At 63.3% G+C, this 19,261-nt stretch carries 22 protein-coding genes; 7 read left to right on the top strand and 15 right to left on the bottom strand.

What is annotated here, in order from left to right:
* Positions 1 to 104: 104 nt before the first annotated feature.
* On the bottom strand, positions 105 to 1,550 hold the full coding sequence (locus XH89_RS34360; RefSeq protein WP_194464704.1) for a TAXI family TRAP transporter solute-binding subunit: 1,446 nt from the start codon (positions 1,548 to 1,550) through the stop codon (positions 105 to 107).
* Between the two features lie 403 nt (positions 1,551 to 1,953).
* Here XH89_RS34360 and XH89_RS34355 point away from each other — a divergent pair, with 403 nt between their 5' ends.
* Entirely contained in the window at positions 1,954 to 2,301 is a 348-nt protein-coding gene (locus tag XH89_RS34355; RefSeq protein WP_177248139.1) for a DUF3307 domain-containing protein, read from the top strand.
* Positions 2,302 to 2,498: 197 nt separating this feature from the next.
* A complete protein-coding gene (locus tag XH89_RS34350; protein WP_194464703.1) occupies positions 2,499 to 2,897 on the top strand; it encodes a hypothetical protein in 399 nt (132 codons plus the stop codon).
* Here XH89_RS34350 and XH89_RS34345 read toward each other — a convergent pair.
* Positions 2,894 to 3,208, bottom strand: a complete 315-nt coding sequence (locus XH89_RS34345) for a YkgJ family cysteine cluster protein (protein ID WP_194468715.1) — start codon at positions 3,206 to 3,208, stop codon at positions 2,894 to 2,896. The genes XH89_RS34350 and XH89_RS34345 overlap by 4 nt on opposite strands.
* 5 nt (positions 3,209 to 3,213) lie before the next feature.
* On the bottom strand, positions 3,214 to 3,912 hold the full coding sequence (locus XH89_RS34340; RefSeq protein ID WP_194464702.1) for a YafY family protein: 699 nt from the start codon (positions 3,910 to 3,912) through the stop codon (positions 3,214 to 3,216).
* A 112-nt stretch (positions 3,913 to 4,024) separates the two neighbouring features.
* On the opposite strand from XH89_RS34340, the gene XH89_RS34335 reads away from it, so the two are divergent.
* Positions 4,025 to 4,300 (top strand): hypothetical protein, encoded by a 276-nt coding sequence (locus tag XH89_RS34335; RefSeq protein ID WP_194464701.1) that lies wholly within the window; start codon positions 4,025 to 4,027, stop codon positions 4,298 to 4,300.
* A gap of 39 nt (positions 4,301 to 4,339) precedes the next feature.
* The gene (locus XH89_RS34330) at positions 4,340 to 5,068 is read left to right on the top strand and encodes a glutathione S-transferase family protein (protein ID WP_194464700.1); all 729 of its coding nucleotides are present in this window, start codon (positions 4,340 to 4,342) and stop codon (positions 5,066 to 5,068) included.
* A gap of 78 nt (positions 5,069 to 5,146) precedes the next feature.
* Here XH89_RS34330 and XH89_RS34325 read toward each other — a convergent pair whose 3' ends face one another.
* The 9 genes from XH89_RS34325 to XH89_RS34285 all read right to left on the bottom strand — a co-directional run bounded on the left by XH89_RS34325 (position 5,147) and on the right by XH89_RS34285 (position 13,976).
* A complete protein-coding gene (locus XH89_RS34325) occupies positions 5,147 to 6,298 on the bottom strand; it encodes an ABC transporter substrate-binding protein (protein WP_194464699.1) in 1,152 nt (383 codons plus the stop codon).
* Positions 6,299 to 6,375: 77 nt separating this feature from the next.
* Positions 6,376 to 6,807, bottom strand: coding sequence for a thioesterase family protein (locus tag XH89_RS34320; RefSeq protein ID WP_194464698.1), 432 nt, complete (start codon positions 6,805 to 6,807; stop codon positions 6,376 to 6,378).
* A 21-nt stretch (positions 6,808 to 6,828) separates the two neighbouring features.
* Positions 6,829 to 7,590 (bottom strand): SDR family NAD(P)-dependent oxidoreductase, encoded by a 762-nt coding sequence (locus XH89_RS34315; RefSeq protein ID WP_194464697.1) that lies wholly within the window; start codon positions 7,588 to 7,590, stop codon positions 6,829 to 6,831.
* 20 nt (positions 7,591 to 7,610) lie between these two features.
* Positions 7,611 to 9,494 (bottom strand): feruloyl-CoA synthase, encoded by a 1,884-nt coding sequence (locus tag XH89_RS34310; protein ID WP_194464696.1) that lies wholly within the window; start codon positions 9,492 to 9,494, stop codon positions 7,611 to 7,613.
* Positions 9,491 to 10,300: a crotonase/enoyl-CoA hydratase family protein gene (locus XH89_RS34305; protein WP_194464695.1), complete on the bottom strand. Its 810-nt coding sequence runs from the start codon at positions 10,298 to 10,300 to the stop codon at positions 9,491 to 9,493. Before XH89_RS34305 ends, XH89_RS34310 begins: the two co-directional genes overlap by 4 nt.
* Before the next feature lie 241 nt (positions 10,301 to 10,541).
* Positions 10,542 to 11,003 (bottom strand): DUF3237 domain-containing protein, encoded by a 462-nt coding sequence (locus tag XH89_RS34300; protein ID WP_194464694.1) that lies wholly within the window; start codon positions 11,001 to 11,003, stop codon positions 10,542 to 10,544.
* 12 nt (positions 11,004 to 11,015) lie between these two features.
* Entirely contained in the window at positions 11,016 to 12,335 is a 1,320-nt protein-coding gene (locus tag XH89_RS34295; protein WP_194464693.1) for a TRAP transporter large permease, read from the bottom strand.
* 2 nt (positions 12,336 to 12,337) lie between these two features.
* A complete protein-coding gene (locus XH89_RS34290; protein WP_194464692.1) occupies positions 12,338 to 12,847 on the bottom strand; it encodes a TRAP transporter small permease in 510 nt (169 codons plus the stop codon).
* Positions 12,848 to 12,959: 112 nt separating this feature from the next.
* Positions 12,960 to 13,976, bottom strand: coding sequence for a TRAP transporter substrate-binding protein (locus XH89_RS34285; RefSeq protein WP_194464691.1), 1,017 nt, complete (start codon positions 13,974 to 13,976; stop codon positions 12,960 to 12,962).
* 261 nt (positions 13,977 to 14,237) lie between these two features.
* Here XH89_RS34285 and pobA point away from each other — a divergent pair, with 261 nt between their 5' ends.
* Both pobA and XH89_RS34275 read left to right on the top strand, forming a co-directional pair.
* The gene (gene pobA, locus XH89_RS34280; protein WP_194464690.1) at positions 14,238 to 15,407 is read left to right on the top strand and encodes a 4-hydroxybenzoate 3-monooxygenase; all 1,170 of its coding nucleotides are present in this window, start codon (positions 14,238 to 14,240) and stop codon (positions 15,405 to 15,407) included.
* Positions 15,408 to 15,627: 220 nt separating this feature from the next.
* Positions 15,628 to 16,047, top strand: a complete 420-nt coding sequence (locus XH89_RS34275; RefSeq protein ID WP_194464689.1) for a PaaI family thioesterase — start codon at positions 15,628 to 15,630, stop codon at positions 16,045 to 16,047.
* Between the two features lie 2 nt (positions 16,048 to 16,049).
* On the opposite strand, the gene XH89_RS34270 is transcribed toward XH89_RS34275, so the two are convergent.
* Complete coding sequence (locus tag XH89_RS34270) at positions 16,050 to 16,934, bottom strand: LysR family transcriptional regulator (protein WP_194464688.1); 885 nt, start codon at positions 16,932 to 16,934, stop codon at positions 16,050 to 16,052.
* Positions 16,935 to 17,056: 122 nt separating this feature from the next.
* On the opposite strand from XH89_RS34270, the gene XH89_RS34265 reads away from it, so the two are divergent.
* Complete coding sequence (locus XH89_RS34265; RefSeq protein ID WP_194464687.1) at positions 17,057 to 17,686, top strand: pyridoxamine 5'-phosphate oxidase family protein; 630 nt, start codon at positions 17,057 to 17,059, stop codon at positions 17,684 to 17,686.
* Here XH89_RS34265 and XH89_RS34260 read toward each other — a convergent pair.
* Both XH89_RS34260 and XH89_RS34255 read right to left on the bottom strand, forming a co-directional pair.
* The gene (locus XH89_RS34260; protein WP_194464686.1) at positions 17,683 to 18,768 is read right to left on the bottom strand and encodes an AbrB family transcriptional regulator; all 1,086 of its coding nucleotides are present in this window, start codon (positions 18,766 to 18,768) and stop codon (positions 17,683 to 17,685) included. The genes XH89_RS34265 and XH89_RS34260 overlap by 4 nt on opposite strands.
* Before the next feature lie 101 nt (positions 18,769 to 18,869).
* Positions 18,870 to 19,145 carry a PsiF family protein gene (locus XH89_RS34255; protein ID WP_194464685.1) on the bottom strand — a complete coding sequence of 92 codons (276 nt, stop codon included), beginning with the start codon at positions 19,143 to 19,145 and terminating at the stop codon, positions 18,870 to 18,872.
* Positions 19,146 to 19,261 lie beyond the last annotated feature (116 nt).

Genomic DNA, 19,261 nt, shown 5'->3' with positions numbered 1-19,261 from the left:
GTTCTCCGGTTCTGCCGATGACCAACGGTTGCACGAGGGAATCAGTTCCAGAAGGACTCCGGCGAAGGCGAGGCCCCCCCTCGCGCGCGACGCAGATCGATAGGTCAGGCACTCTGAGCTGTTTTCACCACCACGACGTTGGCGTCGTCATGCTGGGGAGAAAGGGCCCCAACCGCGGCCTTCTCGATCTCGCTGGCGTGGCGCTTCAGATAGTCGCGGCGCATGCCGATTTCATCGCGGACGAACTCGTAGCCAAGCTTGAAGGTATCGAGCCCGTCGGTACTGATCGTGCCGTCGCGCAGACCGATCACGGCGCCGCGCAGGATACTCTCGAGCTCGTCCTGGAGGCATTCGAGCTGATCCAGCGAATGGGCGTGCTCGATGCGCTCACCGACGTCGAGGATGGCGGTGGAGAGCTCGCTGGCCTTTTCCGGCGCGATGCGGGTGACCTTGGCGTAGATCGCCGCGAAGATCGAGCCGATGACGCTGAGCGCGGCGGCGCCCAGATACATCATGTCGCTGTACTTATCCATGAACGACTTGGTGTCGTCGTTGATGTAGTCGGCCGCGCCTTGATGCGCCATCACGAAGGCGTCCTTCTCGACGGACGCCGGCTCGATATGGGTCGCAAAGCCGTTGTCGAGCCCGAGCGCGGATTTGTTCTCGTAGACGATGCGCGCGATGTCGCCGGCGGTGGTCGCCGACATCCTGGATTGGACGACCAGCAGCCATTCGAGTCCGATCGTGTCGAGATCGTCGTCGGGGATCTCGGGCGATGCGGACACCGTGCCGGCCGTCAATGTCTCGTCGGAAATGCCGGGGAATCTGTGTGCCAGCGCCTTGGCATCGTCGATCGCATTCAGCGTGAAGCCGCCACGCTTGGCGACCTGCTCATAGGCCTTGTCGCGCACGGCCTTGGAGGCGTGGACGATGGCGATCACCGCACTGAAGCCGTTGGCCGGCGCGAACAGCTTCTCCAGCGTGGATCCTTGCGGCGCCATCTGGATTTTCGCGGCGTCGGGGCCGTCAGGGACGTCGAGGAGGTTGCGGACGAAGGCGAGCGAGGCGTCGTTCTCCGCGAGGACTGCGACTTTTTTCTTTTTCAGTTCGGCGAGCGACTTGATCTTCTTGTTGCCGGGACCGAGCAGCAGCACGAGATCGTGCTCCAGGATCGCCAGGGTACGCGCCCGCGCGGGCACCTTGGCATCGGTGCGCAGGACGGCGAGATCGGCCTGCCTGCGCTCGAACTGCGCGATCGCCTTGGCGTTGTCGGAATTATTGACGATCTTGACCCGGAAGCGCGAAGCATTGGTCTTCAGCACGTTGGCAAGCTTGGTCGCGAACAGCGCTTCGTCGCTGTTGGGAGCGCCGACGGCGAAGATCAGCGTCTCCGAATTGTGCAGCAGGGTTCGGCCGGCCCAGACGGTGGCCAGCGACAACAGCAGGGTCAGCACGACATAGATCAGAACCTGCTGCTGATTGGTCTTGATCACCTTGGGACGCCGGGGCGGCGGGAGTTCGGTCGATGAGGTCGGGCCTTCAGCACTCATGGCAGCACTCTGGCCTTATTGCTGGATTTGCGGGCGGGCACGGCCATCGCCGACGGCACGCGAAAATTTCGTAAGCGTCTGAAAAAAGAACGATAATCCTCTACCTGAGGATGATAGCGCGCCGGCAACGGGAGGCAAATTTCGCGCCGCAGATGTCCTTCCCGGCCGATTTCCGCCGATGGGGAATGCTATCACCGTTTAGCCACAGTTGGCGATTTTCCAGTTCCCCCGGCTGCTTTCCGGCGCGGGAAATGTCATAAATCATCAGTCCCGACGATCTGTCGGGTCCAAGAAGAAGTTGCGCTGAACGCTCCATTTTTCCTTTTCGAGTTCAACGAGGGCGTCGGCTTTGTCGTTTCCACCCCTGTCATCGGCGGTTCCGGTCGAAGCGCTTATTGGCTGGATGTTGTTGCTGACCTTCAAGCACATCATCGCTGATTTCGTCCTGCAAACGGCATGGATGGCGCATGGCAAGGATCAGAAGCACGGCTGGGCCTTGCCGCTTCTGGTGCATTGCCTGATTCATCTTGCGGTTGCGCTGCCGCTGATCCTGATCGTCGCGCCGAAATTCTGGTTCGTGGCGCTGATCGATTTCGTCATCCACATCACGATCGATCGCGCCAAGGGACTGGTCTCGGCCAATTTCGGCGTCAACCAGGAGCACCCCTGGTTCTGGACCCTGATCGGCGTCGACCAGGCGCTGCACCACCTGACCGGCTTCGGCCTCTCCATCTTCATGGCGGCGAACTAGCGGTCGGGCCTCAGCCCCAAGGAGGCTGAGTCGCCACCGAAGCACGGCTGCGACTCAGCCGCCCCCGTATTCAACCCGAGTAGGTAGCCCTTCCGATTCGCGGCATAAGGCAAGGACACCGGGTGACTACCGCCCAGGGTAGTTAACCTTTCATTAGAGAATTACGCGGCATCTTCCGGACACGAGGGAGAACTGCAATGTTTTCAAGCCGCGACGCTTATGAAAGCGATTTCTGCCCGGTTCGCGACGAGCTCCTTGGCGAGATGTACCGCGCCAGCGAGAGTGGCCTGCCGAGGCTGGTTGAGAGTGTTTCCCCTGACGCGCGCGCCAGGCTCGCGCTGTTCTGCTATCGCCGTAGCCACCTTCATTCCCTTGCGGTAGCGATCGCAGCCAGCTGCAGCGAGCGCGACCTGATCGAGAATGGCGGCCGTGTCGGCTCGACGCTCTACGCGCTGTCGCGCGAAGGTTCGGCCAAATCGTCGCCGTCGCTGTCGGGGGGCCGCAAGCCGATCACGCTGTCGACCAAGCCGCTCTCGGTGCTCGCACCGCTTGAGGACGAAATCGACGACGAGATCGCCGAAGCCGTTCTGGCCTAAGCGGTCTCAATAATCGGCAGCCCGAACTTCCGCCGCGCCATCGCGCATTCGGCGTCTCCCGGCATGCAGGTGCGGCACACTTCCGGCCGCACGGCATAGATGCCGCAATTGGTCGCCTTGCCGATCTCTCCCTGCAACGCCGAACAACGGTCACCCTCGCAGCGCATGCCGGATTGACGCTCGTTGACGAGCGCCGCCGGAATCAACGCGAGCTCCTCGTCGCTCTCGATCGAGAACCGCGGCCAGTTCTGCGAATAGCCGCAGCAGGCGCCGCAGCTCTGGCAACAGCTCGATAGATCAATCTCCTCCATCAGCGTCATGTGTCCTTCGGTGGGCCCCAGACCAGGCTCTGCCGCCATTTCGCGCGCAGCACATCGCGCCTTTCAGGATATCTTTCGTCGAGATAAGTCGCATCCACGACCCGGTCGGTGCGGAAGCTGCGGAAGTCGCCGCGCAGCTCGCACCAGGCCGCGAGCAGGCGCACGGCTTCGAGATAGCCGACCGAGATCGGCCAGATCATGCGCTCGCTGGGACGGCCCTGCTCGTCGCGATAGCGCAGCATGATCTTCTTGCCTTCGTGGATCTGGGTGCGGGTGCGCGCCATGTCCAGGCGGTCCGGCTCCCTGTTCCAGCTCGGCCGCGCGCGGCTCGCCGGCTCGAGCACGAAGGGGCGCAGCCGCTCGGGCACCGTGTCGGCGATCTTGGCCATCAAATCTTCGGCCGCGCGAGCCAGGGTGGAATCGGCGTGACCCGCGACCCATTGCGCTCCGAGCACCGCCGCCTCGATTTCGTCCGGTGTCAGCATCAAGGGCGGCAGGTCGAAACCCTTCTCGAGAATGTATCCCATGCCGGCTTCACCGCGGATCGGCACGCGCTGACCGATCAGGGTTGCGATGTCGCGATAGATCGTTCGCTTTGAGGTCTCGAGCTCGGCCGCAATCGCGTCCGCCGTCAGCGGCTTACGTGTGCGCCTCAGCACCTGGATGATCTGAAACAGCCGGTCGGCGCGTCTCATGACAATGCTCTCATCGGGGACGGATCAGACAACGACGCGTGGCTGCTGACAGGATGTTGGCAGCAGGGGAGTTCTATACCGAGACAACACATCGACTGAAGAGGATTTGTCCATGATCATTCCAACCCATTTCGGTCCGGCCGGTCCGTTGTGGCGGAGCCAGGTCCCGTTGCTTGCCTCGCTGTATGCCTGGGCCTTCAGCCGCCTCACGTTTTTCGATCTCACGATCGTCGATCTCCGCGTTGCGCTTGCGACCGTGCTGACACGTTCGCTGGTCCAGGCTGCGGACGCTCTGGTCCGCCATGTGATGGGCCGCGCCTGGCGGGGGGCCCGTTTTGCAGAGGATATCACGGCTGCTGCCACCATGGTGGCAGCAGCCCGGCACTAGGTTCCGTCAACTCTTTCGGCAGGTTCAGGAGAGCTTCCCATGATCACGCTTTATGGCTTTGGCACCGGCTTCGGCCTGCCGGAAATCAGTCCCTTCGTCACCAAGACGGAGGTGCAGCTCAAGATGGCGGGACTGCCCTACCGGAAGGAGCGAGCGATGCCGCCTGCATCGCCCAAGGGGCAGCTGCCGTTCATCGATGATGGCGGCGAGGCGGTCGCCGATTCCACCTTCATCCGCGCCCATATCGAGCGCCGCTACGGCTTCGACTTCGACGCCGGTCTCTCCTTGGTTGAGCGCGCACAAGCCTGGGCCTTCGAGCGCATGATCGAGCATCACGTCTACTGGGCGCTGGTCGGCGCGCGCTGGGTCGATGCTGCCAATTTCGCCAAGGGGCCGGCGCACTTCTTCGATGGCGCGCCCGAGCATAACCGTGAGAAGCTGCGCGAGGATGCCCAGTTCCGCGTCGCCGAGAATTATCTGCTTTCCGGTCTCGGCCGCCATGCGCCCGATGACGACGTCGATCTCGCTGTTCGCTCGCTGTTTGCGCTGTCTGTGCAGCTCGGCGACAAATCCTATCTGATGGGCGACAGGCCCTGCGGTGTCGACGCCACCGCGTTCGGCGCGCTCGCGGGCATTTTGACGCCGTTCTTTGAATCCAATCTGCGGCAGCGCACGGAAGGATTTCCAAACCTCACCGCTTATGTCGACCGGATGATGGACACCTACTATCCCGAGTTCGCCTGGACGCCGCTGCGGCAGGCGGCCTGACGCAAACGGGGCGGGACACGCAAAAGAAAAGAGCCGGCCCAATGGGCCGGCTCTCGTCGTTTCGGAAACCGTCGTCTCTTACTTCGCGAGCGTGTACTTGCCACCCTTGACCGTGAGCAGGATGCGCGAGCGATCGTCGAGGCCGTAGCGATCCTTTTCGGTGAAGTTGTAGACGCCCTGGCTCGCCGCGATGTCCCGTTCAGTCAGCCATGCCTGCCGGATGGCCTCGCGGAATTCCGGCGTACCGGGCTTGGCCGTCTTCAGTGCGGTCGGGATGATGCGCTTCAGGACCTCGAAGGCGTCGTAGGAATGGCCGGCGAACTGGCTGCGGCTGTGCGGGCCGTATTTGGCTTCATAGGCGGCGTTGAGCGCCAGACCCGGCTTCTTGGTGAGGGCGCTGTCGGGCTGGTCTTCCGGATCCATCACCGGACCGGACGCCATCAGCACGCCTTCGGCGGCTTTGCCGGCGATGCGGATGAAGTCCATGCTGGCGGCGCCGTGGGTCTGATAGATCAGGCCCTGATAGCCTCGCTCGCGCAGTTCGGTCTGCGGCAAGGCCGCCGCAGTGCCGGAGGCACCAACCAGGATTGCATCGGGATTGGCCGCGACGAGCTTCAGGACCTGTCCGGTGACGGACGTGTCCGGCCGCGCAAAGCGTTCCTCGTCGACCATGGTCATGCCCATCGGCACGCCCTGGGCCTTGAAGTCGTTGAACCAGAGGTCGCCGTAGGAGTCGGAGTAGCCGATATAGCCGACCGTCTTCACGTTGTGGGCCTTCATGTGCTCATAGAGCACCTTGCCCATGATCGGAATCGGCTGTGGCATCGACACCGACCACTTGGCACGCTCCGGCGTGATCGGGAACGGCGCGAGACCGAAATGCGGAATGCCGGCCTCGTTCGCCACGTTGGAGACCGCAATCGAGGGCGGCGTCGTCGACGAGCCCATGATGATGTCGGCCTTGGACTCCGTGACGAAGCGGCGCGCGTTGGTGGTTGCCGTGGTCGGGTCGCCGCCGTCGTCGAGCACGATCACCTTCAGCGGCACGCCACCGATTTCCTTCGGCACGAATTCCAGCGCGTTGCGCTCGGGTATGCCGAGAGCGGCGGCGGGACCCGTGGTGGTCACGCTGATGCCGATGGTGATTTCGTTGGTCTGGGCCAGCGCGGGCAGGGCCGGCAGCGCCAGTGTCGCCGCCGCAATGGCGGCGGTTAGGTAAAAGCGTTTCATCAATTCCTCCCTTGACGTTATTCTTTGAAAGCAGAAATCGGGGATGAATTCAGCCCCGTCTTTTGGCGATGTGGCGATTAGCTCCGGACCTGGCTTCCTGTGAATTTGGCTACCATTTCCGGAGGGAATGGTGCCGATTTCAGTCTGTCGGGGTTAACGGGGTCGCGGCCGACCAGGACGCGGGTCTCAAAACCTTCGATGGCGAGCGCCTCGCCCTTGTAGACGTTGTGCTTCACCTCGAAGCTCGGGCGCTTGATGCTCTCGATTCTGGTCTCGATGGTGATCCAGTCGCCATAGGTCGAGGGGATGTAGAACTTGGACCGCGTGTCGACCATGGGGATACCCACAAGGCCGTATTTGCGGACCAGGTCCTGCTTGGAAAAACCGGCGACCTCGAACAGGGCCGACGTCGAATCGTCGAACATCGCGAAATAACGCGGGTAATAGACGATGTTGGCGGGGTCGCAGTCGCCCCACTGGATCTGGACGTCGCGCCGGTTCACGAACATGCGTTGGCCTTGCTTGCCTTCTTACTTCGGCGCCATGCGCAGTGAGCCGTCGAGGCGCACCACTTCGCCGTTCAGATAGGAGTTCTCGACCATGTGCAGCGCGAGTGCCGCGAATTCGTCGGCGTTGCCGAGCCGGCGCGGGAAGGGGATCGCGGCGGCGAGCGAATCCTGGGCTTCCTGCGGCAGGTTGGCGAGCAACGGGGTGAGGAAGAGGCCCGGCGCGATGGTCAGCACGCGAACGCCGAATTGCGCGAGTTCGCGCGCGATCGGCAGCGTCATGCCGACGATACCGCCCTTCGAGGCCGAGTATGCCGACTGTCCGATCTGCCCGTCATAGGCGGCGACCGAGGCGGTGTTGATGATGACGCCGCGTTCGCCTGATGCCTGCGGCTCGAGCTTGGACATTTCGGTCGCGGCCAGGCGCAGCATGTTGAAGGTTCCGATCAGGTTGACCTTGATCACCTTGTCGAAATCGGCGAGCGCCATCGGGCCGTCGCGACCGACCACGCGTTTTGCAACGCCGATGCCAGCGCAGTTGACCAGCACGCGGGCAGGGCCGTGGGCCTTGGTCGCCTGCGCGATCGCAGCTTCCGCCGAGGCGGCGTCGGAGACGTCGCAGGTCACGGCGACGCCCTTGATCTCGGCGGCAACGGTTTCGGCAAGCTTGGTATTGAGATCGCAGACCGCGACCTTGGCGCCCTGCGCCGCCAGCTTTCGCGCAGTGGCTGCGCCAAGCCCCGATGCGCCGCCGGTGACGATGGCTGCCTGATCCTTCAACAACATGGCGTTCTCCTTATGATGTGCTAGCCGACCGTTATCACACGGCTCGATGGATTGGCAGCGTAGAGCTCCTCGATCAACGAGGTGCGATGTTCGAGCACCGCGCGCTGGTTGATCGAGCCCTTGTCGGTGACCTCGCCCTTGTCGATCGAGAGCGGCGTGTCCATGAGAATCGCGCGCGTGACCCGCGTCGAGGAGCCGGTGGCCTGGCTGAGGAAGCGCGTCAAGCGCTCGCGGAAAGCCTCGCGCACCAGGCGGTCGCGCGCGGTGACGGTGAGATCGTCTGCCGGCAGCGTCGGGTTGATCAGCCGGCAGCCGTCGAGGTCGAGGACGACGAGCGCGGAGACTTCGTCGCGGTTGATGCCGGCTATGACGACGTCGCGCACCAGCGGCGCGCAGGCGGCGGTGAGGCGTGCGCGCAGCGGACCGACGCTGACCCAGGTACCGCTCGCAAGCTTGAAATCCTCACTGACGCGGCCGTCGAAATCGAAGCCGGCGTTGAGATCGTCAGGATCGGCCGGCTTGAGCGCATCACCCATCTTGTAGAAGCCTTCCTCGTCGAAGGACTTCGCGCTGATGTCGGGCTGGCGCCAGTAGCCGGGCATCACGTTCGGCCCCTTGGCGCGCACTTCGAGCTTGCCGTTATTCGGAACGAGCTTGGCGTCATTGCCGGATACCGGAAGCCCGACGTGGCCGGAGCGGCTGGTGCGCGGATTGACCGACATGAAGAACGGCGCGGTCTCGGTCGCGCCGAGGCCCGTGAGCATCGGCACGCGATAGCCCTTCTCCTTCACGGCGAGCTCGTCCAGGCTGTTCCAGACGAACGGCGACAGCGCCGCACCCGAGAAGAACATTGCATGCAGCCGGTCGAAGAACTTTGCGCGCAGGCCCTGGTCATCGCGCAAATAGGGCAGCAGCGATTCATAGCCCTTGGGCACGTTGAAATAGACCGTCGGCGAAATCTCCTGGAGATTGCGCACGGTCTCCTCGATGCCTCCAGGCATCGGCTTGCCGGCGTCCAGATACATCGAGCCGCCATTGTACAGCGTCAGCCCGATATTGTGGTTGCCGCCAAAGGTATGGTTCCACGGCAGCCAGTCGATGATCACAGGCGGCTCGTCCTTGAGGAAGGCGAGAGTCTCGCGCAGCATCACCTGGTTGGCGCAGATCATGCGCTGGGTGTTGATGACGGCCTTGGGATTGCCGGTCGAGCCCGACGTCAGCAGGAATTTTGCGATCGTGTCAGGGCCGATCTTGCCGTGCACCGCGTCGAGGTCGCTGCGAACAGGCGTTGCCATGAGGTCGGCGAGCAGGGTGACGTCGCGGCCCGGCACGTGGCCAAAGGAGGCGGCGATCTCGGTGCCGAGCGAGACATTGGTGGCGAGCGCGTCCGCGAACTTGTCGGCGTCCTCGGCGAAGACGAGGCCGGGCGTCAGCAGCTTCATCAGATAGGACAGCTTGCCGTAATCCTTTGACACCAGCGAATAGGCCGGCGACACCGGGCAGAACGGAATGCCGGCATAAAACGCGCCGAAGGCCAGCAGGGCGTGGTCGATCGAATTGCCGGAGAGGATGACGACCGGCCGTTCCGCGGACAGGCCGCGTTGGATCAGCCCTGAGGCGATATGGCGGCTCGCGGTGAGCAGTTCGGCATAGGTGATCTTGCGCCAGCCGCGGCCGCCTTCGCGCTCTGCCATGAAGATGCGGTCCGGCGTCGTCGCCGCCCAGTGATGCAGGCGGTCGGTAATGCGGATGGGATAGTCGCCGAGCGGCTGCTTGGGCCGCAGATAGATCGTGCCGTCGGCGCGACGCTCGATGTCGACGGCGGGGTCGCCGAACGAAATGGGCCGCAGCGGAGAATCGCTCACGCCGCGCTCCGTGTTGGAAGAGGACGTCTGCGCGCTCATGACTTTGGCTTCACCTTGGCGGTCTTGTGCTCGAGGAATTCGCGGATCCTGCGTTTTGCCTCTTTGTCGCTCTGCGCAACGGTGGCCATCAGCGATTCCATCAAGAGGCCGGTCTGCGGATTGGCTTCCGCAATCATCGGCAGCGCCTGCAGCACCGCGAAATTCGTCAGCGGCGCGTTGGAGGCGATCTTGGCTGCAAGCTCCAGCGCCTTGGTGAGGCCGTTGCCGGCCTCCGTGACATATTGCGCAAAGCCGTAGGATGCGCCCTCGGTCGCGCTATAAACGCGACCCGTCAGCATCATGTCCATCATGCGCGCGACGCCGATCAGCCGCGGCAGTCGCACCGAGCCGCCGCCGCCGACGAAGATGCCACGCTGACCTTCCGGTAGCGCGAAGTAAGTCGAGGGTTCCGCAACGCGGATATGCGCCGCGCAGGCAAGCTCCAGCCCGCCGCCGATCACGGCGCCCTTCAGCGCGGCGATGACGGGGACGCGGCTATACTGGATGCGGTCGAACACCCGGTGCCACATCTGCGAATGCAGAAGCCCGCCGGTCGCGTCGTGGTCCTGAAGCTCGGACAGGTCGAGACCACTGGAGAAATGGTCGCCGATGCCGTGGATGACGACCGCGCCGATATCCTCGGGCAGGGACGCAAAGTATTCGCCGATTTCGAGGATGATGCCGTCGTTGAGCGCATTGCGCTTGGCCGGCCGGTTCAGACCCACGGTCAGAACCCGGTCCACCCTCTCGATTTGCAGCAGCCCGGAGGCGCCCGCGCCAGCGGTCTCGGCGTTTCCCTGTGTCATTTGCGTCCTTGTCAGAATAGTTATGTTGTATAACGATTTTGGGAGGAGTCAATATGCGGCAGCTGGGTCGGGCGGCCATAGGATGCTGTTCCACACCCTGTGTCGTCCCGGCGGAGGCCGGGCCCATAACCACGGGGGGAATTTGGCGAAGATTCGTCGTGCGGGTACTCCGACCGCCCGCAATCGATAAATCACGCGGTATAGGTCCCGGCCTCCGCCGGGACGACAGCGGAGTGTGTGGTTACACCACCTGATGCACGTCGATCACTACGCGATCGGTGTGCCGCGCGGCTGAGCCGACAAAGATGTGCTCCATCAGCCAGCGATATTTTTCGTGTCCCGTCTCGAACCTCGGTACGGTGCGGAAATAGATCAGCTTCGGATCAACAGGCTCGCCGCGCTTGAGCTTTTGCAAGAGCTCGACCGGGCCAAAGCGCATGCCCTTGTTCTCGACATAGACGACGGCGCCGTCGTCGGTCTCGAAGGCGTATTTGGCCTCCAGATCGATCAGCTCGTTGGGGCGAATGGTCTGGAAGTCGGCGCCGAACGGCAGCACCTTGCCCGATATCGCACCCTTCACCTCGCCGCCGACGATCGGGATGATGCGGCGGACGCCGATGCCGGTCTCGCCGGCGGTGATGACGTCACCGATTTCAGCGGTGATGGTAAAGACGTATTTTGTCGCGAGCGTCGGTGTGGTCATTGTCTCGCCCCCTCAATGCGCCATCATCCGCGTCGGCAGCCACGTCGCCAGCAGCGGGAACGCGATCAGGATCACGAGGCGCACGAGGTCCGTCGCCACGAACGGGATCACACCCTTGAAGATGGTGGAGAAGGAGACATCCTTCACCACGCTCTTGATGACAAAGACATTCATGCCAACAGGCGGATGGATCAGGCCGAGCTCGACCGTCATCACGATGATGACGCCGAACCAGATCGGATCGAAGCCGAGATGCGTGATCACGGGGAAGATGATCGGCACCGTCAGGATGATCATCGCCATCGCGTCCATCAGGCAACCCAGCACGAGATACATCACCATGATCAGCGCCAGCACGCCGTAGGGGCCGAGGCCAAGGCCGGTCAGGAATTCCGTCACCTTCTGCGGCGTCTGCGTCACCGTCAGGAAGTAGCCGAAAATAAGCGCGCCGATCAGCACGGTGAACACGGCGGCCGCGGTGCGCGTCGCCTGGAGCAGCGAGGCCAGTACCTTCTCGCGGTCGAGCCGTCCCGTGACCATGCCGATGATAAACGCACCGGTGGCGCCGACACCGCCGGCCTCGGTCGGGGTGAAACGCGGCAGGAAGGGCAGGCCGTAGAGGCCGCCGATCACGAACACGAACAGCAGCACCGGCGCCCAGATGTCCTTCAGGCCCGCGAAGCGCTCGCGCCATGGCAGCACCTTGCCCTTGGGCAGGAAGTCGGGCCGGAAATAGCCGATCAGAAAGATCGTGATCATGTACATGGTCATCGCCAGCAGGCCCGGGATGATGCCGGCGATGAAGAGTTTTCCGATGTCCTGCTCGGTGATGATGCCATAGACCGCGAGCACGGTAGAGGGGGGCAGCATTGCGCCCAGCGTGCCGCCGGCGGCGATCACGCCAGTCGCAAACGACTGCGGATAGCCGAACCGGCGCATCTCTGGGTACGCGACGGCGGAGAAGGTTGCGGCGGTCGCAACCGATGAGCCGCAGATCGCGGCAAAGCCGCCGCAGGCGCCGACGGTGGCGATGCCGAGCCCGCCGCGCAAGTGCCCGACAAAGCCGTTGGCGGCGCGGAATAGCTCGCGGCTCATGCCGGAATTGCTGACGAAGGAGCCCATCAGCAGGAACATCGGGATGACGCCGAAGGTGTAGTCGGTCACCGTGCGCATCGAGGTCTGGCCGACCAGCTTCAGCGCCGGTGTTGCACCGACCAGATAGGAGAAGCCGGAGACGCCGACGAGGCCCATGGCCATGCCGACGGGCACGCGCAGCAGCATCAATGCGAACAGGGAAACGAAGCCGATAATGGCGACGGCATCGGTGCTCATGTTTACTCCGTCGCCTTCAGCTTGGGGTCGTGCATGTCTTCGGGATGGAAAATCAGCCGGTAAGTGCGGATCGCGATCAGCAGCACGGCCGAGACGTCGCCGATCCAGGCGACCGCGAAGAATGGCCAGGTCGGCATGTGCATGTCGAAGGTCTGGACGTTGTCGTTATAGGTGCCGCGCACCTTGTCGAACAGCGTCCAGGTCTGCACGGTGACGACGAACAGCAGCACCAGCGTCGCGAACACGTCGATCCAGCGCTGGTAGCGCGGTCCGACATTGCCCCAGACCAGGTCGACCGTAATGTGCGTGCCGCGATAGGAGGTTGCGGCGATTCCCCAGAAAATGAGGATGCCGAGCAGCATGCGGCCGATGTCGAAGCTGTCGGGGATCGAATAGTTCAGCGTGTTGCGCAGCAGCACCGACAGAAAGATGTCGAGCGCGACGATGCCGACGAAGGCGGCCGCGATCCATTCGATGGTGTCGATAAAGCGATCCATCCAGGCGCGCTTCATGAGACTGTCCTGTTTGACGTCATTCTTGCTTTCAGCCCGGCGCGGCCTTTCGCCTCTCCCCGCAAGCGGGGAGAGGGAGACGATAGACCGTGCGCTCCTCATCGATGCACGGCTACTCCGCCAGCGCGTTGTATTTCTTCAGCGAGGCCTTCAGCTCCGCCAGCGCGGCATCCGGATCGGCGCCGGCCTTCTTGGCACCGTCGGCCCAGGTCTTGACCAGCGGCTCGGCGGCCTTCTTCCAGGCGGCGGTCTGGTCCGGCGTCAGCTTGTAGACCTCGTGACCTTCTTCCGCCTTCACCTTGTCGATACCGGAATCCTCGAACTTGCCCCAGTGCTCGCCGACCACGCCGGCCATCTCGGTCGAGCAGTTCTTGTCGATCGCGGCCTTCTGCTTGTCGGACATCGCATTGTACTTGTCCTTGTTCATCACGAACACGAAGGTCGTGGTGTAGAGCGGCGCATCCATGTCGTACTTGGTCACCTTGTCGATGCCGAACAGCACCAGCGAGCCCCAGGGGAATGTCACCGCGTCGGCGACGCCGCGCTCGATGATGTCGCGCACTTCAGGCGCGGACGACTGTACGTTGGTGCCGCCGAGCGAGGTGACGAAGTTTGCCATCGTGGCGTGTGCGGGGCGGATCTTCATGCCCTTCACGTCCTCTGGCATCACGATCTTCTTGGTCTTGGAATGGAACGAGGAGGGCGAGTGGACGAAGGCGAGGCAGTATTTGACGTCCTTCATCTCCTTCTCGGCATATTTGCGGTACCAGGCATCCAGACCTTCCGAACCGCCCTTGGCGTCGGAGATCAGGAATGGCAATTCGCCGGCGCCGATGATCGGGAAGCGGCCGGGCTGGTAGCCGGGATTGACATAGGTGACGTCAGCGATGCCGTCGCGCGCCATGTCGTAATGGTCGAAGGCCTTGCCGAGCTGCTGGGCCGGAAACACCTTGCCGCTGATCGTGCCGCCGGAATCCTTGTTCACCGCGGCGACCCAGTCTTCCAGCGACTTCTGCAGCGGATGCGAGGCCGGCACCCAGTGCGAGACCTTCAGGTCGACGGTCTTGTCCTGCGCGAACGCAGGGCTCACGCTTGCTGCCAGCAGCAAAGCCAGACAGGCTTTCCTCATCACGTGTCTCTCCCTCTTTCTCTTTTTTCGACGACGGGCTTCGATGGCCCGGTCTCGTTAGTTAACATGTTATCTAATTGGCCGGCGCGTTCAAGCCGGAACTGGTGCGTCATCTACGTCAGCGATGTTGCATGGATTTGTCGCGGCCCGGGCGACCAACCTCCCCTTTTTCCCAACCGTTATATGATATAATTATCTTGCGCGGATCCAACGCGACAAGCAAGCCGCGACGAAAGCCTACAGGATCGGGAGGAGCAAGTATTGCGGACAAAAGTCGCAATCATCGGGGCCGGGCCGGCAGGATTGTTGCTTGGGCAACTTCTGGACCAATACGGCATCGACAATGTCATTCTGGAGCGGCAGAGCCCGGATTACGTGCTCGGACGCATCCGCGCCGGCCTTCTCGAGGAAGGGACTGTTGCGCTGCTTGATCAGGTCGGCGCCGGCGTACGGGCGCATGCGGAGGGCCTGGTGCATGAAGGCATCGAGCTCGCCTTTGCCGGCCACCGCCACCGCATCGATATGAAGGGCGCAACCGGCAAGACGGTCATGATCTACGGCCAGACCGAGGTCACGCTCGACCTGATGAACGCGCGGAACGCCGCGGGCCTTACCACCGTGTACGAAGCCAAGGATGTGCAGCCGCATGATTTCGATGGCAGTCACCCCCACGTAACCTGGGTCAAGGACGGCGTTACCCACACGCTCGATTGCGACTTCATCGCCGGCTGCGACGGCTTTCACGGCGTCAGCCGTGCCAGCGTGCCCGCTTCGGCGATCGAGGAATTCGAGCGGGTCTATCCGTTCGGCTGGCTCGGCATCTTGTCCGAGACGCCGCCGGTCAGCCATGAGCTGATCTATTCCAACCATGCCCGCGGTTTTGCGCTGTGCACCATGCGCTCGATGAAGCGCAGCCGGCACTACGTGCAGTGCTCGCTCGATGACCATGTCGACCAGTGGCCGGACGATCGCTTCTGGGACGAATTGAAGCGCCGCCTCGACCAGGAGGCGGCCGACAATCTCATCACCGGTCCCTCGATCGAGAAGAGCATCGCACCGCTGCGCAGCTTCGTCGCCGAGCCGATGCGTTTTGGCAAGCTGTTCCTGTGCGGCGACGCCGCTCACATCGTGCCGCCGACCGGGGCCAAGGGGCTGAACCTCGCCGCGAGTGATGCGCATTATCTGTCAGGTGCGCTCCGCGAATTCTATGACGAGAAATCCAGCGCCGGCATCGATGCCTATTCCGCCAAGGCACTGGCGCGCGTCTGGAAAGCCGTGCGATTCTCCTGGTGGATGACCTCGATGCTGCACAAATTCCCCGACAATGGCAGCATCGGCGCCCGCATCCAGCTCGCCGAGCTCGACTACGTCACGCAATCGCAGGCCGCGATGACGTCATTGTCGGAGAATTATGTGGGGCTGCCGTTCTAGGACGGTGCCGTAGGGTGGGCAAAGGCGCGAAGCGCCGTGCCCACCACCTCTTCACGATTGAGAAAGTTGGTGGCACGCTTCGCTTTGCCCACCCTATGGCACTGTCGATGCGGCCCCGCCCGTTTCAAACGCCCGCGCAAATCCCGTTTAAAACTTTGTAATTGATGCGTCGGTCTCGTCCATCGCGTTCAATGCTGGCAATCAGCAACGCGAGACGCGCATGACCATGACCGACATCCCCGAGGGCTTCGAGCCGCTCTCCCGCAAGAGCCCGATGACCGAACCGTGGGAGCCGCTCTACGCGAGGAAGACCGACCGCGCCGTCATCATCGGCCTGCGGCTGGCAAGACCGCACACCAACGGCCGGGGCCTGATCCATGGCGGGCTGATCGCCGCGCTCGCCGACAATGCCATGGGCTATAGTTGCGCCCAGGTGACGAACTGGACCATCTCATTCGTGACCGTCTCGCTGTCGATCGATTTCGTCGGCTCGGCTGAGATCGGCCAATGGTGCTCGATCGAGAGCGACGTGATCAAGACCGGCAAGACGATCTGCTTCGCGCAGAGCCTGATCAAGGCCGATGGCGTCCCGGTCGCGCGGGCGAGCGGGACGTTCCGCGTGGTGCCGAAGAAGGGCTGAATCTACCCAAACTTCCAATCCGTCGTCTCCACCACGAGATCGATGAACGCGCGCACCTTGGCGGAGAGCAGGCGCGAGGTCGGATAGACGATATGGATCGGCAGGGCCGGCTGCTCGTATTTCGCCAGCACGATTCTGAGCCGTCCACGCTTCAGCCCTTCTGCGGCCTGATAGGCCAGTACGCGCGTGATGCCGCCGCCGGCCTCGGCATATTGCAGGGCGGCATCGGCGCTGTTGCTGGTGAAGCGTGGAGATGGCGTCACCTCGATGTCGCGGCCGTCCTGCATGAAGTGCCAGCTCGCAGATGGACCAAACTGGATCGTCTGATGCTCGCGCAGCGCTTCGGGCGTCTTCGGTTCGCCATGGCGCCTCAAATAGCCCGGCGTTGCCACCGTGATCCGTCGCATGTCGCCGACCTGGCGGGCGACGAGCGAGGAGTCGGCGAGATGGCCGATCCGCACCGCGGCATCGACGGCGTCTTCGACGAGGTTGACAAGGTTGTCCGAGAGCCTCAGTTCGCAGGCCACCTCGGGATAATGCTTGAGGTAGGCGGTCATGACCGGCCCGACATGCAGCCGGCCGAAGCCGACCGGCGCCGACACCACGAGACGCCCGCTCGGCCGGTTGCGCTCCTCCCGCGCCGAGCCGTCGGCCTCCTCGATATCGGCGAGGATCCGCCGGGCGCGTTCCAGGTAACGCGTGCCGACGTCGGTCAGTCTCACCTGCCGCGTGGTTCGCTGCAGCAGTCGTGCGCCGAGATGCTCCTCCAACGCTGCGATCAGCCGTGTCACGGCCGAGGGTGACAGCCGCAGCTTCCGCGCGGCCGGCGCAAAGCCGCGCAGATCGGCGACAGTGACGAAGACGTGCATGGCTTCGAGGCGATCCATGCCATTATTGCATATATTGCAACGATGAAGTGTCAAGCGGCCAGATTGTTTTGATGCCCGAAGAGTCCATTTTAGCCAGCGAAAGACGCAGCAATGCGCCGGAATTTTCTGGAGACATTCCGATGACCGCAGTTCATGCCTATGCCAGCGATGTGGCCTTCACCCCCGTCGTGAAGGCGATTCAGGCGCGCAAGGGCTCCCGCGAGCACTATGGCCGCGTCGAGCAGCGCGGCTGGCGCACCGAGGTCGACGAGAATCTCGAGGCTTTCCTTGCCGATGCCAACAGCTTCTACCTCGCAACGGCCTCGTCCGACAGGCAGCCCTACATCCAGCATCGTGGCGGGCCGAAGGGCTTTTTGAAAGTGCTGGACAAGCAGACGCTGGCCTTCGCCGACTATGCCGGCAACCAGCAGTACCTCACCCAGGGCAATCTCTCGGAGAACGCCAAGGCCTACATCTTCTTGATGGACTACGCCCATCGCCGCCGGGTGAAGATCTGGGGCGAGGCACGCGTGGTCGAGGACGACGATGCGCTGACGGAGGCGCTGATGCCGAAGGGATACCGGGCGCGGCCCGAGCAGGTGATCGTGTTCAAGATCGCCGCCTGGGACAGCAATTGTCCGCAGCACATTCCGCAGAAGTTCGACGCGCCCGACGTCGCTGCGGCATTGGCGGCAAGAGACCAGCGGATTGCGGAGCTCGAGGCCCAGGTTGCGGCGCTGCAAGGGCAGGCGACAGCGGACGAGAGCTAATCGTCCACGTCATCCTGCGGCCGGCCGAACAGGTGCACGATGCCGGGGGTCGCGATCGTCACGAACACGAAGCGCGAGAGGTGGTGAGCGCCGACGAAGATCGGGTCGATGTGCAGCGTCAGTGCCAGCGCCAGCATCGCATCCATCGCGCCGGGCGCAAACGCAACGACGACGTCGGAGAACTTCACCTGCGTGGTCAGCGCCACGATGCCGACGAAAATGGCGGAGACGGCGATGGCTACCGCGAACGAGCCAAGCGCCGCATTGATATGGCCGGTCAGCGTCTTGATCCGCATCCGGGCAAAGCGGCTGCCGATCAGCGCGCCGATGCCGACCAGCGCGACGCCGCGCACCCAGTTCGGCAAACCGCCCTCGACCCAGCCTGCGCCATGCAGCACGCTGGAGGCGACCATCGCGCCGAACATCCAGCTCGCCGGAAACCTGATCAGCCGCAGCACAAGCGATGCCGCCAGCGAAGCGGCGACCAGCTCCAGGAGATCGAGTGGCGAGGCAATCGCCGTCGTCAGCGACGGTGAAACGGAAGGGGCGACCCCCGCGATCGCCAGGACCATCGGCAGCGCGGCGGTCAGTATGATCACGCGCATGGTCTGCACGACTGCGATGCCCGGCAGGTCGGCACCGCGTTCGACCGCCAAAATCGTGATCTGCGACAGCGCGCCGGGGCTGCCGGCGAGAAAGGCCGAGGTGCGGTCCCAGCCATGGATGCGCTGGAGGTAATAGCTGGAGCCGAAGGTCGAGCAGAAGGTAGCGAGCGCCAATAGCCCGATGGTCAGCGGATAGGCGCTGACCTGCTGGATCAGATGGCGAGAGACAACCGAGCCCAGCGAAATGCCGAGCAGCACCAGCACGGTCTGGGTCAGGAGCGGCGGCACCGCAAGCTGGCGTCCGGCGATCGCGGCGATCCCGACCGCGATCATCGAGCCCGAGATCAGACCGCCCGGAAGGCCTGCCAGCAGAAATACCAGGCCGCCGGCCGCACCGATCAGGAGCGTCTCCGCGGTGCTCAAAATCTTGGCACGGCTAGGCCATTCAAACGGAAGGGAGGCGGTGATTTGCTTCACGCCACCTTATCGCAAATCGGCGAGAGGCGCACAATTGCAGGCTCGTCATACCGCAATGCGTGCGCCTCTCGCCAAAAGCGAGGGAGCGAATTGTGACGGATTTACTTTTTGTCCGCGGCGGGTGCGGCAGTGCCGCCGGCCTTCGCCGACTTGATGCATTCGGAACGGAATTTCTTGCGCTCCTTGCCGTGCAGGCCCTTGGCGTCCGCCTGCTTGGAGCAATCGAGCGATTCGGCCGAGCGCTCCTTCGGCGCCTTCTTGTCGGTGGCCGTGGTGGCATCGGTCTTGGCGGCCGGCGCCGCGGTCTGCGCGAAGGCGGTGCCGGTGGCGAACAGGGAGGCAATGGCGACGACGGCGAGGCGGGAGGCGAGGGTCATGGTGTTGCACTCTTCTTGCGAGATTTTGCGAAGGGAGCCGAACGTCGGCCCGCGTTGCTGAACGCGACATGAATAAACCTGAACGGCGGGATCACTATATTTTGGCGCCGGGCGCC

Origin of the sequence: Bradyrhizobium sp. CCBAU 53340 (assembly GCF_015291645.1) — a bacterium.
Classification (GTDB): domain Bacteria; phylum Pseudomonadota; class Alphaproteobacteria; order Rhizobiales; family Xanthobacteraceae; genus Bradyrhizobium.
The sequence above is the reverse complement of the archived record's forward strand: the minus strand, read 5'-3'. Positions and strand labels throughout refer to the sequence as shown.